This is a genomic window from Streptomyces sp. NPDC040545, from assembly GCF_055595065.1.
In genome coordinates, this window is record NZ_JBVIWA010000006.1 from 288,033 (window position 1) to 303,396 (window position 15,364).

8 protein-coding genes and 5 pseudogenes are annotated in these 15,364 nt (G+C 69.3%); 9 read left to right on the top strand and 4 right to left on the bottom strand.

The window, feature by feature from the left end:
• Window positions 1–104 precede the first annotated feature (104 nt).
• The 3 genes and pseudogenes from ACZ573_RS15455 to ACZ573_RS15465 form a co-directional block, all read left to right on the top strand.
• Window positions 105–3,257, top strand: a complete 3,153-nt coding sequence (locus ACZ573_RS15455) for a tetratricopeptide repeat protein (RefSeq protein ID WP_471303869.1) — start codon at window positions 105–107, stop codon at window positions 3,255–3,257.
• An 82-nt stretch (window positions 3,258–3,339) separates the two neighbouring features.
• Window positions 3,340–4,091 (top strand): annotated as a pseudogene (locus ACZ573_RS15460) (IS5 family transposase); the annotation flags it as partial.
• Window positions 4,092–4,235: 144 nt separating this feature from the next.
• Window positions 4,236–4,763: pseudogene (locus tag ACZ573_RS15465) on the top strand (NF041680 family putative transposase); the annotation flags it as partial.
• Between the two features lie 93 nt (window positions 4,764–4,856).
• On the opposite strand, the gene ACZ573_RS15470 reads toward ACZ573_RS15465, so the two are convergent.
• A complete protein-coding gene (locus tag ACZ573_RS15470; protein ID WP_471303871.1) occupies window positions 4,857–5,276 on the bottom strand; it encodes a nuclear transport factor 2 family protein in 420 nt (139 codons plus the stop codon).
• Window positions 5,277–5,362: 86 nt separating this feature from the next.
• On the opposite strand from ACZ573_RS15470, the pseudogene ACZ573_RS15475 reads away from it, so the two are divergent.
• The 3 genes and pseudogenes from ACZ573_RS15475 to ACZ573_RS15485 form a co-directional block, all read left to right on the top strand.
• Window positions 5,363–6,154: pseudogene (locus ACZ573_RS15475) on the top strand (IS5 family transposase); the annotation flags it as partial.
• A gap of 1,464 nt (window positions 6,155–7,618) precedes the next feature.
• Window positions 7,619–9,235 carry a right-handed parallel beta-helix repeat-containing protein gene (locus ACZ573_RS15480; RefSeq protein ID WP_471303873.1) on the top strand — a complete coding sequence of 539 codons (1,617 nt, stop codon included), beginning with the start codon at window positions 7,619–7,621 and terminating at the stop codon, window positions 9,233–9,235.
• Window positions 9,236–9,348: 113 nt separating this feature from the next.
• On the top strand, window positions 9,349–9,984 hold the full coding sequence (locus tag ACZ573_RS15485) for a TetR/AcrR family transcriptional regulator (RefSeq protein WP_471303876.1): 636 nt from the start codon (window positions 9,349–9,351) through the stop codon (window positions 9,982–9,984).
• Between the two features lie 486 nt (window positions 9,985–10,470).
• Here ACZ573_RS15485 and ACZ573_RS15490 read toward each other — a convergent pair.
• Window positions 10,471–10,694, bottom strand: a pseudogene (locus tag ACZ573_RS15490) (pyridine nucleotide-disulfide oxidoreductase); the annotation flags it as partial.
• On the opposite strand from ACZ573_RS15490, the pseudogene ACZ573_RS15495 reads away from it, so the two are divergent.
• Window positions 10,671–10,914: pseudogene (locus tag ACZ573_RS15495) on the top strand (low molecular weight phosphatase family protein); the annotation flags it as partial. The pseudogenes ACZ573_RS15490 and ACZ573_RS15495 overlap by 24 nt on opposite strands.
• A 738-nt stretch (window positions 10,915–11,652) precedes the next feature.
• On the top strand, window positions 11,653–13,365 hold the full coding sequence (locus ACZ573_RS15500) for a GAF domain-containing sensor histidine kinase (RefSeq protein ID WP_471304114.1): 1,713 nt from the start codon (window positions 11,653–11,655) through the stop codon (window positions 13,363–13,365).
• A 14-nt stretch (window positions 13,366–13,379) separates the two neighbouring features.
• On the opposite strand, the gene ACZ573_RS15505 is transcribed toward ACZ573_RS15500, so the two are convergent.
• Together ACZ573_RS15505 and ACZ573_RS15510 are read right to left on the bottom strand one after the other, a co-directional pair.
• A complete protein-coding gene (locus ACZ573_RS15505; protein WP_471303877.1) occupies window positions 13,380–13,829 on the bottom strand; it encodes a pyridoxamine 5'-phosphate oxidase family protein in 450 nt (149 codons plus the stop codon).
• Window positions 13,830–14,022: 193 nt separating this feature from the next.
• Entirely contained in the window at window positions 14,023–14,349 is a 327-nt protein-coding gene (locus tag ACZ573_RS15510) for an STAS domain-containing protein (protein ID WP_471303880.1), read from the bottom strand.
• Between the two features lie 254 nt (window positions 14,350–14,603).
• Between ACZ573_RS15510 and ACZ573_RS15515 the strand changes: the two genes are divergently transcribed.
• On the top strand, window positions 14,604–15,311 hold the full coding sequence (locus tag ACZ573_RS15515; RefSeq protein WP_471303882.1) for a response regulator: 708 nt from the start codon (window positions 14,604–14,606) through the stop codon (window positions 15,309–15,311).
• Window positions 15,312–15,364: the final 53 nt, after the last annotated feature.

Genomic DNA, 15,364 nt, shown 5'->3' on the forward strand with positions numbered 1-15,364 from the left:
CCGCCCGCCTGGCAGCCAGGGTGACTGCGGACCATGCCCGGATCCTGGGGCCGGAGCACCGCCGCACCCTCACGAGCCTCAGGCTCCAAGCAGACTGCCTGGGCGTGACGGGCAAATACGCCGAGGCCGCCCACCTGGCGGCGAAGGCGGCTGCGGAACAGGCTCGCGTCCTCGGTCCGGAACATCCCGACACCCTCGCGAGCCGCCACACCCATGCCCTGTGGCTCGGCCAGGCGGGTGAGCTGGGCGAGGCTTCGCGTCTGGCTGCCAACGTTGTTGCCGACCATGCCCGGGTCCTGGGCCCCGAGCACCCCCGCACCCTCATCAGCCGCATGCTCCAGGCAGAGTGCCTGGGTGCCACAGGTAAATACGCCGAAGCCGCACGCCTGGCGGCCGGCGCTGCTGCTGATCACGACCGGATCCTGGGGCCGGAGCACTCCGACACCCTCGCAAGCCGCCAGACCCACGCCCGGTGGTTGGGCGAGGCGGGTGGACTCGCCGAAGCCGCTCGTCTGGCGACCGAGGTCGCTGCGGACCATGCCCGGATCCTGGGCCCCGAACACCCTTGCACCCTCACCAGCCGGACCCTTCAAGCCAGCTGTTTGGGGGAGGCTGGTAAACAAGCCGAAGCCGCCCGTCTGGCAGCCCGCGTCGCCGCCGACTGCGTCCGAGTTCTGGGCCCCGAGCATCCTGACGCCCTTAGCAGCCGTATCACCCACGCGTGGTGGCTGGGCAAAGCCGGCGAAACTGTGGAAGCTGTCCGTCTGGCGGTCAGCGTCGCCGGTGACTGCGTGCGAGTTCTGGGTCCCGAGCACCCTCGAACCCTAAGCAGCCGGCACATTGAAGTCGCATGCCACGGTTTTGCCGGTAGATTTGCCGAGGCTGCACGTCTGGCATCCGGCGTTGTAGCCGCCTGCACCCGCATTCTGGGCCCTGAGCACCCGGATACGCTGCTGAGCAGGAATGTTGAAGCCGCGTGTCTGGCTGCTGCTGGTGATCATGCCGAGGCTGCTCGTATGGCAGCCGGCATCGCCGCCGCCCATTCGGGGGTTCTGGGGCCGGACCACCCTCGGACCTTGAAAAGCCAGAGCTTTCAGGTCATATGCCTGAATGCCGTTGGTGATCATGTTGAGGCTGCTCGTATGGCAGCCAGGATCGTCGCCGACCATGCCCGGATCCTGGGCCCCGACCACCCAGACACCCTCACAAGCCGGAACCTCCAAGTCACCTCCCTCAATATCACTGGTGATCATGCCGAGGCGGCCCGTCTGGCAGTCGGCGTCGCCACAGATCAGGCTCGCATTCTGGGTCCCGACCACCCGGATGTGCTGAAGAGCCGCTTCTGGCACGCAGACTGTCTCAACGACGCCGGTGAACATGCCGAGGCCGCTCGCCTGGCCAGGGACCTTGTCCCCGACAGTGCCCGGATTCTGGGTCCGGACCATCCCGACACCCTTACGAGCAGGCAGCTTCGTATCCGGTGTCTCGCCAAAACCGGTGAGCATGGCGAAGCGGTCCGTCTGGCCGCCGAGCTCGTCGCCGACAGTGCCCGAATCCTTGGCCCTGACCACCCGGATACGTTCGCATGTCGGACCGTTCAGGCTTTCTGCGTCGACCTGAACGCTGAGCACGCTGAAGCTGCCCGCCTGCTCGCCGAGCTCGTTGTGGATCAAGATCGGGTTCTCGGCCCGGACCACCCCTCGACGCTCCAGCGTCGGTTCCTGCACGCAGGTTACGTCAACGATGCCGGTGAGCATGTCGAGGCCGCCCGCCTGACGGGCGGCCTCGCTGCCGACCAAGCCCGGATTCTGGGACCTGACCACCCCGAGACGTTGAAAAGCCGGCAGCTGCATGCCGGTTGTCTGGCGAGCGGCGGGGAATATGTGGAAGCCGGTCATCTGGTGGCTGGTCTTGCCGCTGACAGTGCCCGCATCATGGGCCCTGACCACTCCGTTACGCTTCTGAGCCGGGCCGTCCAGGCTGCCTGCGTGGGTATGAATGGTGAGTACAGCAAAGCCGCTCGCCTCTTCGCCGGTCTGGTTGTGGATCAAGGCCGGATCCTCGGCGCCGATCATCCCAGTGTGCTCAGTAGTCGCTTCTTGCAGGTGGAGTGTCTCAACGATGCCGGTGAGCACGCCGAGGCCATCCGTCTGGGCGCTGAGCTTGCTGCTGACAGTGCCCGGATTCTCGGCGCCGACCACCCCGACACACTGAAGGGCCGGCGCCTTCACACCACCTGTCTTGCGAGCGCGGGTGAGTACGGCGAGGCCGGTCGCCTGGCGGCCGATCTCGCCGCTGACAGTGCCCGAGCACTCGGCCCGGACCACCCCGATACGCTGACAAGCCGGAACCTGCAGGCTGCCTGCGTGGGTGTCGCAGGGGACCACGCCGAAGCTGCCCGACTGTTCGCCGGTCTGGTTGTGGATCAGAGCCGGATCCTCGGCGCCGATCACCCCAGTGTGCTCAGTAGTCGCTTTACGCATGCGGATTGCCTCGACGATGCCGGTGAACACCTTGAGGCCGCTCGTCTGGCGGCCGGCCTGGCTGCGGACCAAAGCCGAATCCTCGGCGCCGACCACCCCGACACACTCAAGGGCCGGCGCCTTCACACCACCTGTCTTGCGGGCGCGGGTGAGTACGGCGAGGCCGGTCGCCTGGCGGCCGATCTCGCCGCTGACAGTGCCCGAGCACTCGGCCCGGACCACCCCGATACGCTGACAAGCCGGAACCTGCAGGCTGCCTGCGTGGGTGTCGCAGGGGACCATGCCGAAGCTGCCCGACTGTTCGCCGGTCTGGTTGTGGATCAGAGCCGGATCCTCGGCGCCGATCACCCCAGTGTGCTCAGTAGTCGCTTCTTGCAGGTGGAGTGTCTCAACGATGCCGGTGAACACCTCGAGGCCGCTCGTCTGGCGGCCGGCCTGGCTGCGGACCAAAGCCGAATCCTCGGCGCCGACCACCCCGACACACTCAAGGGCCGGCGCCTTCACACCGCCTGTCTTGCGGGCGCGGGTGAGTACGGCGAGGCCGGTCGCCTGGCGGCCGATCTCGCCGCTGACAGTGCCCGAGTACTCGGCCCGGACCACCCTGCGACGCTCAAGAGCCGTTTCTTCCACGCCTATTCTGTCGCGGCCGAAGGCCGATTGGCTGACGCCGCCCCGCTGGCAGCAGGTCTCGCCGCAGATTGTGAGCGTGTTCTGGGCTCCGACCACCCCGAGACACACGCGATCCAGAAGCTCGTGCAGTTTCTCTCGCAATGACGGAATGAGGTACGGGCCGGTGGACGGTGAGACAGGCGGGCGGCCGAGGGAGTGCATGGCCATGGCCGACCGGCGGGTACGAGTGCACGAACGCCACCGGCTGTGGTCGGCCGACGGGACGTGGGAGCGTCTGCTCCAGCAGGTCCAGGCCGCAGCCGACGCGGCGGGTGAGATCGACGGGGAGGTCTCGGTCGACTCCACGATCGTGCGGGCTCATCAGCACGCCGCTGGTGCCCGCACCGACCCGCCACCGGCACCCGCCTCAAAGGGGGCCGCGCCGACAGAACATCAGGGCGAAACCGCGTGGCAGAGCCTGCACAGCCGCCTGGTGGAGGTGGTGCGGGAGGTGAGGGCCTGGGCCGCTCGCGGGGCGGGTTCACCAGCAAGCTCCACCTGAGCGCGGACGGATGCTGCCGCCCTCTGTCGCTGGTCGTCACACCAGGTCAGCGGGCGGACTGCACGCAGTTCAAGCCGGTACTGGAGAAGATCCGTGTCCCGACGCCGGGTCCGGGCCGGCCTCGCAAGAAGCCGGACAGCGTCGCGGCGGACAAGGCCTACAGCAACGGGCCGTGCCGCGAGTACCTCCGGCGCCGGGGCATCCGGCACACGATCCCGGAGAAGACCGACAGCCGGGCCGCCCGCCTGCGCAAAGGCTCACGCGGCGGACGGCCACCGGGCTTCGACGAAGAGCGGTACAAGAAGCGCAACACCGTCGAACGAGCGATCAACCGCTTGAAGCAGCACCGGGCGGTCGCCACTCGCTACGACAAGCGCGGCTACGTCTTCCTCGGCACCGCGACAGCGGCAGCCCTCGTCATCTGGCTACGAACGTGATCGCCCGGACAAGTCCTAGCCGACGCGGTCCCGCCCGTAACTCCGTGTCCCTCGAGAAAGCCCGCCCTCGGGCAGAACCGATCCCCGGCCTCGATGCCAACGGAGCTTCTTTGGTGCCAACCATGGTTCTTCGTCACACACGGCCTGGACATCGAGCACCTGCCCAGCGGAGCCACCCCGAAGCCGGTCTGGCTGTGGTGGTCCGGCACCGACGCGGACGCCGCCGACACCAACCGGCTCTGGCAGGCATACCTGCGGCGCTTCGACATCGAGCACACCTTCCGCCTGTTCAAACAGACCCTCGGCTGGACCTGCCCGAAGATCCGCACCCCCGAGGCGGCCGACCGCTGGACCTGGCTGATCCTCGCCGCCTACACCCAACTGCGACTGGCCCGGCCGCTGGCGGCCGACCGGCGCCGTCCCTGGGAAAGGCCCGTTCCCGCGGACAGACTGACGCCCGCCCGGGTCCGCCGCGATTTTCGGCACATCCGCCCGACAGCCGCCTGCCCGGCTCGGGCACCGAAACCCACCCGCCCCGGCCCCCCACGACCACCCGGCCGAAAGAACACCCGGCCCACCCCACGCCACGACGTCCACACGCCCCGCAAGACGGGCACCGTCACGTCCCGGAACAAGAAGTCGACGACCCCTCGACCACGCCGCACAGGTTAAAGATCAAGCTAGGGCCTGTCTGACAATCCGCGTCGGGTCAGGCCGGGCGAGCCGGACCCGACGGGAAGGGGCAGACAGGCCCCAGGACGGACCCTACGGCCGTGCCGTCCCGTCCGGCACCGGCGTGGCCTGGTGGTAGTAGAGCCGGAACTCCCCGGCGGCGTCACGGCGCCAGATCGACGAACGGCGGGCATGCCGGTCCTCGATGCGGGTCTCGTAGGTGAGGTGGACGATCCCGGGGGCGAGGACCGTGCCCTCGAAGCGCTCTGCGGTGATGGGGGTGCTGCTCTCGGCGCCGCCGTGGAGCGTGGACAGGGCAGCGACCATCTCCGTATGCGTCCACCGCCGCCCGGAGGCGCCGACCTCGATGAAAGCGGGGTCGAAGAGGGCTTCGGCGATGGGGCCGGAGAGGCGAACGGAGGGGTCGTGGAGGCGTCGCTCCCGGACGATCGCCTCGGTGACGTCCGGATGCTGCGGAAGCGCCTCGGGCGCATGCCTGTCGTTCTGGATCATGGCGACATGATGCCCGGTCACGGCCGGCGGTCCCTCGCGGCCGGGCGGTCTTCAGCGGCGGCGGGCTGTAGCTGATAATTGATCTTGTGGTGGGTCGTGGTGAGCTGACGGATACGGCGTGGGAGCGGATAGCACCTCTGCTGCCGGGGGTTGACGGTCGTGGGCGGCCGTGGCGGGATCACCGGCAGGTGATCAACGGGGTGCTGTGGCGGTTGCGGACCGGTGCCCCATGGCGCGACCTGCCGGAACGCCACGGGCCGTGGCAAACGGCCTATGAGCGGTTCGCCCGCTGGGAGACGGACGGCACCTGGGCTCGCCTGCGTGAGCAGGTCCAGGTCCGGGACGACTGTGTCGCAGCTGTGGAGTGGACGGTGTCGGTCGACTCCACGATCAGCCGGGCTCATCAGCACGCCACCGGCGCCCGCAAAAAGGGGCGGCGGCGGGGGGACGAAGTGGAAGATCCGGCACGCGAGGCGGCTGGCGAAGCGCTCGGCCGGTCCCGCGGCGGGCTGACCACCAAGGTCCACCTCGCCTGCGATGGCCGAGGCCTGCCCCTGGCCGTCGTCGTCTCGCCCGGCAATGTCAACGACTCGACCGTCTTGGACGCCGTCCTGGCGGAGCTGAGGGTGCCCCGGGCCGGCTCCGGACGGCCCCGCTGCAAGCCCGACGCGGTCATCGCGGACAAGCCGTACTCGTCCCGCGCGATCCGCCAGGTCCTGCGCAGGCGGGGCATCCGCACGGTGATCCCGGAGCGGGCGGACCAGAAGGCCAACCGCCTGCGGCGCGGGCAGGCGGGCGGCAGACCGCCGGCCTTCGACCGCGAGCTCTACAAGGCCCGCAACGTGGTCGAACGCTGCTTCGGCCGCCTGAGGGCCTTCAGTCACAAAGCCGGTACCCGAACAGGTGTGATGGTCAACGGCGGCGGGGCCCAAGGCAAGACGGAGACCGTGTGCGAGGCCGTCGCGTGCTTCGAGACGGAGTGGCTGGAGCTCAACAACTACCTCAACCCCGAAGCCGTACCGGGAACAAGGGACCTGGTCGCTCCCGTCGCCTACGTACGCCACAACCAGCTGATGACACCCGCGAGCCGAAGAGGTGCGCGCCTCGAGCTCCTGACGCGTATGAGCCGATACGCGGACGCACTCGCGATGGCTTGCGACCGGGCGAGCGGCCCCGGTACTCCGAGCCGCGCTACGGCACTGCCGGCCGGGTCGGTGGCGACCAGTTCACGTCCTCCATGTCCAAGGTGATCGACCACGACGTGGCCGCTCCCTTCCCGTGAAGTGAGCGCAGCGCATGCGGGAACGACACTGCGGGAAGCGCGCAGCATCGGGCCAGTTGCTCGACCTCGGCTGCACCCGTCCTCGCCCCGGGCGGTACATGAGCCGCGAGTACGAGAAGGAGGAGCTCTTCCAAGGGGGATGCCCCCAACCGCCTTGCGCCCGCCGTCGTGCGCAAGGCCCAGTCAGCAGCGCGGGCAGGGTCGATGCGGGCCGGGATCTGCACGAGTGCCACCCCGTCGAGTACGGGCGCTTCCACCCTTGATCTGCGGTCGTTCGTCGGACGATGTCCGCACCATTGCAGCCAGCCCTCGAACTCGAGCTCCCTCCAGGGGCTCCTGCTGCCGTACACACCCATGCCGCGCAGGAGACCTACGGGAAGCCGGACGCCACCTGCACGGGAAGCGCGCAGCGCACATTGAACCGCCAATAGACGGGCATGCGCACCGACAGCCGGATCAAGCGCCGAAGCCCAGTAATTGAGCAGGTAGGCCACTCGTAGCCGTTGCGGGTCGCTGTGGTGGTAGCCAGCCGGGGTGGAGCCGCCGGGAGCGAACGGACGCCGGTCCGCAAGGACAGTCGACGGGATGACCGCGGCCTGGTCCGTCGCCCGGGCACACGCAAGACACCTCAAAGCCTCGCGGCCCTGGCCTGGGAGGAGTTGCGTCCACAGTCGCTCCACGAGGTGAGGGAACTGATGGGCCGACGACGTCTCCTCGGGAACCTGCTCCAGCGGTACGGCGAGAACGGGCGCCTGCCGGGCGGCCTGCGCTCTCCACAGCGTCATCCATACGGAGGACAGCTGCATGACGTGCTGTCAGAACGTTTACAGCCAGTCCGGGGTTGTTTTCATTTTTCGGGTCTGGAACTGTCACTCACGCAACTCACCCCCCTCACAGCGGACTTGGGAGCGGAACGTCCCGGGGTTCACAGCCCGGGCTCCTCGTCCCGGCGCCGCGATTCGGACCACATGCGTCCTTTGCGCGCGCCCCTCGCGCTTCGGCTACGACCGACGGAGGGCACCCATCGCTTCGCCAGGACAAACTGGGAGACCAGGCAACAGTGAAACGCACGCGCACGCTCGCCCTGACCACAGCACTGCTCGCCTCATCCGCCCCGCTCGGCCTCGCCACCGTGGGAGCCGGTACGGCACACGCCGCGGCCCGCACGTACTTCGTCAGCCCCAGCGGCAACGACAGCAACTCGGGCACGTCCACCGGAGCTCCCTTCCGGACCCTCCAGAAGGCCGCGGACAGCGTCGGGCCGGGCGACACCGTCTCGATCATGAACGGCACCTACTCCGAGCGTTCGGAGGGGTCGAACGTGCTGACCATCAAGCGCTCCGGCCTCCCCGGCGCCCCCGTCACCTTCACCGCTCATCCCGGCCACCATCCGGTGATCCACCCGGTGAAGGCGTGGAACGGCATCAGCGTCCACGGCGCCTCCTACATCTCCATCAAAAACCTCGAGATCAAGGGCAACAACGCGGCCCTCACCCTGGCCGGAGCCGAACGGGAATCGAAGAAGGGCGACCCCACCTACAACACCAACTGCGTCTCCGTGGAAAAGGACCGGTCCACGGGTGCGCTGTCGCACCACGTCGAGGTGACCGGCAACGAGGTGCACGGTTGCGCCGGCGGCGGCATATCGGCCATCGACTCCGACCACGTGACCATCTCCGGCAACCACGTGTTCGGGACCTCCTGGTACGCGGTGTACGCAACCAGCGGCATCTCCGTCCTCACCCCGCGCGACGTGGGTGGCGGCGACGCCGGGACGTACAAGATCCGCATCACCGGCAATCGCGTCCACGACAACGAGACCAAGATCAAATGGGAGAAGTGCGGCTGCTACTCGGACGGCAACGGCATCATCATCGACACCCTCAAGGGCGACGCCGATCACCCCGCCTACAGCGGACGCGTGCTGGTCGCCAACAACCTCGCGTACGACAACGGCGGCTCCGGCATCCACTCCTACAGGAGCCAGCACGTCGACATCGTCCACAACACGGCCTACGCGAACGGGCGCAGCACCCGCATGGATAGCTATGCCAACATCTTCGCGCATGACAGTACCGACGTGCGGCTGCTCAACAACATCGCGTACGGCCGGCCGGGGCAAGCGACGAACAGCAAGTCCCGGAATGTGGATGTGACCTACGACTACAACATCTACTTCGGCGGTAAGGCCCCCGAGGTCAAGGGCCCGAACGATGTCATCGCCGATCCGAAGTTCGTCAGGGCGGGCACCGGAGCGGACGCGGACTTCCGGCTGAGCGAGGGCTCCCCCGCCGCTGGCTCGGGTGCGCCGTTCGCCGCCGTCACCACCGACTTCACCGGAGCCCGCCGGCCTGGCGGGGCGCCCGACCGGGGCGCCTACGGCTTCGGCGCCAAGAGCAGTGGTGTCGCGGGAAATGCCTCCGACGTCACCTCCCCCGGCCGGCAAGGTGACGCCACCGCCGGGAGCGGCCAGTCCGCCGGAAGTGACCCCGCCGGCTCACCGGGCGTGCAAGCCGGCGACGGCACCGATGGCGGCTCCGGGCTGAAGCCGCACAGCGCAAGCGGTCCGCTCGCAGAGACGGGCGGCTCCAGCCCGGTGCTCCCGCTCGGCATCGCGGCGGTGGTCCTCGCCCTCGGCGGCGGCCTCCTCTTCATAGCACGGCGCAAGCGTTCCTGATCCCACCGGATCACTCCGGGTGGCCAAGACGTGGTGCCGACCCTTCCCCCGGGGTCGGCACCCCCGTGCGCCCGCCCGGTCTGAAAACCGGGATTTCCTGCGAAGATCAAGGGATGGCGGCGGCAATGCACCGGATCGAAGCGGCGACACTCACCGGTGGGCCGGTACCGGACCCCCCGCGCGTTGCCTGGCGCAAACAGATGAGGGAGCGCGTGTTGGACGCCGCTCGCGACCTCACGTGCGAAGCCGGCTGGGACCAGGTCAGCCTGTCGGCCGTCGCGGCCCGGGCCGAAGTGTCGCGCCCTTCCGTGTACAAGGAGTTCGGCAACCGTGCCGGCCTGGGCCGTGCGCTGGTGGTCCTCGAAACCCGACAGTTTCTGACGGGGGTGGCCGATGCCCTCTATCCCGGCGTGCCCGACTCCCATGACTGCCTGCGGATGGCCATCCTGCACGTACTTCAGGAGGCCGACAATCAGCCCCTCATAAGGGCCGTCACCACGGCTGCCCGAAAGGGCTCCGACAGCCTCCTGCCCTACCTCACCGCCCGAGCGGATCCCATCTTCGATGCCGGCCAAATCCTCGTCCAGGGCTGGCTGGCCACGCGCTACCCACAACAGCGAACAGAGTCGGTGGAGCTGGCCTCGGACGTCATCGTCCGCATGACCATCAGCCATCTCATCCTGCCGGCCGACGACCAGCACCTGACCGCTCAACGACTGGCGACCGCGGCCCTGAAACTACTGCAGTGACCATGGTTTCAGAATGAGATTCGTTGAGGGGCTTGGCAGTTGGGTGTGGCGTCGGCAGGAACGGGGGCGTGTCTGCTGATCTCGTGCCTGATGCCCTCCGGGACGTCGGCCGGTGGACGATCATGCGGCGTCGAGGGCCATCGTTTACGTGCTGTGCAAGAGAGTGAGCTGGCGTGATGTTCCCGTCGAGCGGGTCGGTTGCAGTGGTGTGACGGCCTGACGGCGCCTTCGGGACTGGACCGAGCAGGGGTGTGGCCCCGTCTGTACGAGGTCCTCCTGGCGGAACTGCGGGCGGCAGGGTGGCTGGACATGGATGACGCGGCGATCGACACCTCGCACATCAGAGCCCTCAAAGGAGGCTCACACCGGACCTTCGCCGGTCGACCGCGCCCGCCCCGGCAGCAAGCACCACCTCGTCGTCGACCGCCACGGCACACCCCTTGTCATCTCGGTTCGTCAGCGCAGGAGTTCGGCGATCTGCCGGGCGGCGTCGCGGGCGGCGCGGACCGAGGGTACGGCGACGATGTCGCCGAGGGACGCGACGCCGCCGGTGTCGCTGCGGCCTTCGTCGAGGGCTCGGCGGCGGACGGTGGCCGCGTCGAACAGGAGCCGCCCGGCCGTCGAGGTCGTCGGCGAGGTAGCGGGGCGGGCGGGGTGACCCAGGTCAGCTGGCCCGTACGGGCTAGGTCGGCATCGACATGTCCGCCCGAACGCCGAAGGTCCACACGATCGACGCGGTCAGGGCCTCGGACGTGTGCATCACCATGGGATGCGGCCACCTGCCCCGTCTTCCCGGGCAAGCGCTGCCCCGACTGGAAACCCGAAGACCCGGCGGGCCAGGGCGTGGAGGCCGTCCGCCCGATCCGCGACGAGATCAAGAGGCTCGTCGAGGACCTGATCACTGAGATCACCCCGGAGCCCATGGTCTGAGCGAAGTGCGCACGCTCGGGGAGCCCGCGGGCGTTCCCGGCCTCCCCGAGCGGCCACCGGCGCGCGCGCCCTCGGCGTTCTCACGAAGGACCCTCCGTGAGAGTTCTGCGAAAGCCCGCGGAGTGATCTCGCTTCCGCAGGTCGTTCGCAAGAGCCCTCTTGAAACCCGCACGTTGTGCGAGGCGCGTCCGAGAGTCTTGCCCGCATGGGTTTGACGCCGGATCAGGCGGCACAGGCGGTAGAACCTCACGACTGCCCGAACTCTGCCACGTCCGCCGGCAGCGCCTTCCGTCACCGTGGCGGGAAGACCGCCGCGAGGTAACACACCCCGCGCTGCGTCCTCGTCCCTGCATCCCGTGAGGAACCGGAGATCCCCGTCCACGCCGACCGGCTCCCCGGCGCCGCGCGGAAGCAGGGCCCCGCACTCGCGATCGTGCCCGTGCCCCGCACCGAGCGGGCCGGTACGGATCGGGTACGCCCGCACCTGGACCGCCCGGGCAGGAGCCGGCGAGCCGGCTCGAAGCCCTGCGCCTGGCGGAGTGCTGGCGTCACGGCGGTCGCCGCCTGCAGATCGATCTTGCCTCGGCGTGTCGTGACCCGCTCGACCTGTCGGCGTTCCCACTCGCGCATCCGGCCCTGCAGCGGCAACCCCGGGCCCGCCGCTCCCCGCCCCGCAAGGCCGCGCCGTCGATACGCTGGCTCCGAACGGGGCGGGCAGTGAAGGGGAATCACGTGAGTGTGGGGGATCCGTTGACGCAAGTGCCCCGTTTGCGGCTGGACGAGCTGCTCGACGAGCTCCAAGTACGCATCGACGCCGTGCGCGGCACCCGGGACCGGGTGCACAGCCTCCTGGAGGCCGTCGTCTCGGTGGGCCGCGAGCTGGATCTGGCCCAGGTGCTGCGCCGCATCGTGGAGGCGGCGGCCCTGCTCGTGGACGCCGACTACGGGGCGCTCGGGGTCATCGGCCCCGACGGCCGCACTCTGTCGCAGTTCCTGACCGTGGGGCTCGACGAGGAGGCCATCGCCGAAATCGGTCCCCTGCCGGCCGGTCACGGCCTGCTCGGAGAGGTCATCCACCACCCGAAGCCCCTGCGCCTCACCGATCTCGGTGCCCACTCCTCGTCGTACGGGTTTCCGCCGCACCACCCGCCCATGCGCACCTTCCTCGGCGTACCGATCCGGGTGCGGGACCAGGTGTTCGGGAATCTCTATCTGACCGACAAGCGGAGCGGAGTCGATTTCGACACCGAGGACGAGACGGTGATCTCCACCCTCTCGGTGGCGGCGGGTGTGGCGATCGACAACGCCCGTCTCTACGAGGGGTCACAGCGTCAGCAGCGGTGGCTGAAGGCCAACGCGGAGATCACCGAGAGCCTGCTGTCGGGCAGTTCCCGTCCGGCGGTGCTGGAGCTCATCGCCCTGCGGGCCCGGGAGATCACGGGGGCTCGGATCGCGGACATCTCCATGCCGGTTCCCGGTGTCGAGGGGTTGTTCGTGGAGTTCGCGGCCGGTGCGGACAGCAAGGCCAGGCAAGGACTCGTCCTCCCCCTCACGGAAACCCTCTCGGGGACCGCGCACCGGACCGGGCAACCCGTCACGGTCGTGCACGCCTCGGACGACGACCGCTACCCGGCCGATTCTCAGATACAGGGCGGGCTGGGTCCCGCCGTCGCGGTCCCGTTGGGCACTGCCGGCGGGGAGAGCAGGGGCGTACTGCTGCTCGCACGCCCGGTCGGCGAGCGCGTCTTCGGCGAGAACGAGCTCGAGCCGCTCGTCGCCTTCGCGGGTCAGGCGGCGATCGCCTTGGAGCTGGCGGAGCGTCGCCGGGACGCGGAGCAGATAGCACTGCTGGAGGAACGCGACCGGATCGCACGGGACCTGCACGACCTGGCCATCCAGCGGCTCTTCGCCACCGGAATGACCCTCCAGAGCGCCGCACGCCTCATCGAGCACGAAGGGGCCGCCGAACGCGTCAGCCGTGCGGTCGACGACCTGGACGAAACCATCAAGATCATCCGTTCGACGATCTTCGGTCTGCGCACCAAGGACCGTGAGAGCGGACCAGGTTTGCGGGCCCGCGCCGCCCGGGCCGTCGGCGAGGCGGCCACCACCCTCGGCCATCCGCCGCGGCTGAGCATGGAGGGGCTGCTCGACACGGACGTCCCCTGCGAGGTCGCCGATCACGTCATGGCGGCGCTGGGCGAGCTCCTGAGCAACGCCGCGCGCCACGCGGGCGCGACCCGGGTCGCAGTGGCCCTCAAGGCGGACCCGGGCGAGGTCGTCCTGACGGTCTCCGACAACGGCAGGGGCATCCCGGCCCGGGGCCGCAGGAGCGGTCTGCGCAACCTCGACGACCGGGCGCGGAGGCTGGGCGGGTCCTTCACCATGGACGCCCCCGACGAGGGGGGCAGCCGGCTCGTCTGGCGGGCGCCGCTCCCCACCGGGAGCTGACGGCACCGACGCGATCAATGCCGGGCAGCCGGCTCCGGCAGCGTCCGCTCCGCCTCCAGCCGGAATCCGGTCACGAGGTCGGGGCGGATCCGCAGGGCCCGGGTCATGGGGCGTCCCACCCAGGGACGCAGCACGGAAGCGAACCGGGCCGCCTCCTCGGCGTCGGCCACCGGGCACGCATAGCCGGTGACGACGACGCTCCAGCCGAGGTGGGTGACGGGATCGATGGCGTCCGCTTCGTAGGCCACGACCACACCGGGGACACCGGCCGGCCCCACGAGGGAGGCGAGTGCCCCGTCGTCGTGGATCCGCACGATGATGTCCTCGCCCTCGACGAGATGGTTGACCGGGCGGACGGCGGGGAGCGCGTGCTGCGTGAAGACGATGCGACCGAGGGACACCGTGGCCACCAGCCTGAGCGCCTCGGCCCTGTCGAGCTCGCGCATGCGTCGGGTAGCCGTCATTTCGCCATCCTGCCCGTCGGTGCGCCGTATGCCGCCGCCCTCGTCCATGCTGCGCACCTTCATCCGGTAGCGATCGGTCCTTGCGGCTTCCGGCTCGTCGGCATCTGTCTCGTTCACCACGAGAACCAGGGTCCAACGGTCCCGAACCGGGCCCCGGTCCCGAACCGGGCCCCGGTTCCGGACGACGCCATGGTCAGGCCGCCGCGAGCCGCAGCACCCGGTGGGCGCCGAGCGTCCGCATCGACTTGGCCAGCAGGGGCGGCACGTCAATCAGCCGGAGCCGGGTTCCGGCCGACTGGCAGCGGTGGTGCACCCGCAGGAAGAGGTCGATGCCGGCGCTGTCGCAGAAGGAGATCCCGGACAGGTCGAGGACGAGGCTGCGGTGACCGGATGAGGCGAGGGCGGTGAGGCGGGGTTCCACCTGCCCGGCCGTGTGGAAGTCCAGTTCTCCTGCCAGGGTGACGCGCACCTCGCCGTCGTTCCTCACCGCCGCCCTCAGATCGATCAAGGTGGTCGTCATGGAATCTCCGCTCTGCGTGCGACTCACCGTCGAGCCGCGCCTTTCCCCGTGCGACACCAGCTCACCGCCCGCAGACCGGCCCGGGGAAGGTCCACATGCCCCCCGCGCAGGGCCGAAGGTCCTCTTCTCCTCATGCCCCATCGGGCGGAAAAGGGGCCGGATGAGGGCCGGTCGGCCCTGGCCGTCCGGCCCCTTCGACGGGCAGGATGCCGGAGTTCGTCCTCCCAGGACGAACCAGGCGAAGGAGTTGCGTCATGACCGACAGCGGTGCCCCCTCCCCCACCAGGACGCCGATCACGGTCTTCCTCCTCGACGACCACGAAGTCGTACGTCGAGGGGTGCACGACCTGCTGGACGCGGAGCCCGACCTGAACGTGGTCGGTGAGGCGGGCACGGCGGCACAGGCCCTGATCCGCATCCCCGCGCTGCGCCCTCAGGTGGCGGTCCTCGACGTACGGCTCCAGGACGGCGACGGCGTGAGCGTGTGCCGTGAGCTGCGCTCGCGGATGCCCGAGTTGGCCTGCCTGATGCTCACCTCGTTCGACGACGAGGAAGCCCTGCTGGACGCCGTGATGGCGGGCGCCTCCGGTTACGTGCTGAAGCAGATCACCGGAACCGACCTGGTCACCGCCGTCCGCACAGTAGCGGCCGGCGACTCCATGCTCGATCCCGGAGCCACGACCCGGCTGATGGCCCGCATGCGCGGTGATGTGCCCAAGGAGGAACAGGTCCCGGGTCTGCCCGGCTTCACCGACCGGGAGAAGGAGATCCTCGTCCTGGTCAGCGAGGGTCTCACCAACCGGGAGATCGGCAAACGGATGTACCTCGCAGAGAAGACCGTCAAGAACATCATCTCGCGCCTGTTCACCAAGCTGGGTGTGGAGCGACGCGTCCAAGCCGCCGTGATCGCCAGCCATACGCTGATCCCGCCGAGCCAGCACCCCGTCCCGACCACGGAATAGCCGGCGGCCGAGCACACCGTACCGTCGCGTGCCCGGCCCTCCCGCCTGATCCG

Coding starts and splice junctions, on each gene's coding strand:
- ACZ573_RS15470 (WP_471303871.1), bottom strand. CDS start 5,276: ATGATCCAGAACGACAGGCATGCGCCCGAGGCGCTTCCGCAGCATCCG.
- ACZ573_RS15485 (WP_471303876.1), top strand. CDS start 9,349: ATGGCGGCGGCAATGCACCGGATCGAAGCGGCGACACTCACCGGTGGG.
- ACZ573_RS15505 (WP_471303877.1), bottom strand. CDS start 13,829: ATGACGGCTACCCGACGCATGCGCGAGCTCGACAGGGCCGAGGCGCTC.
- ACZ573_RS15510 (WP_471303880.1), bottom strand. CDS start 14,349: ATGACGACCACCTTGATCGATCTGAGGGCGGCGGTGAGGAACGACGGC.
- ACZ573_RS15515 (WP_471303882.1), top strand. CDS start 14,604: ATGACCGACAGCGGTGCCCCCTCCCCCACCAGGACGCCGATCACGGTC.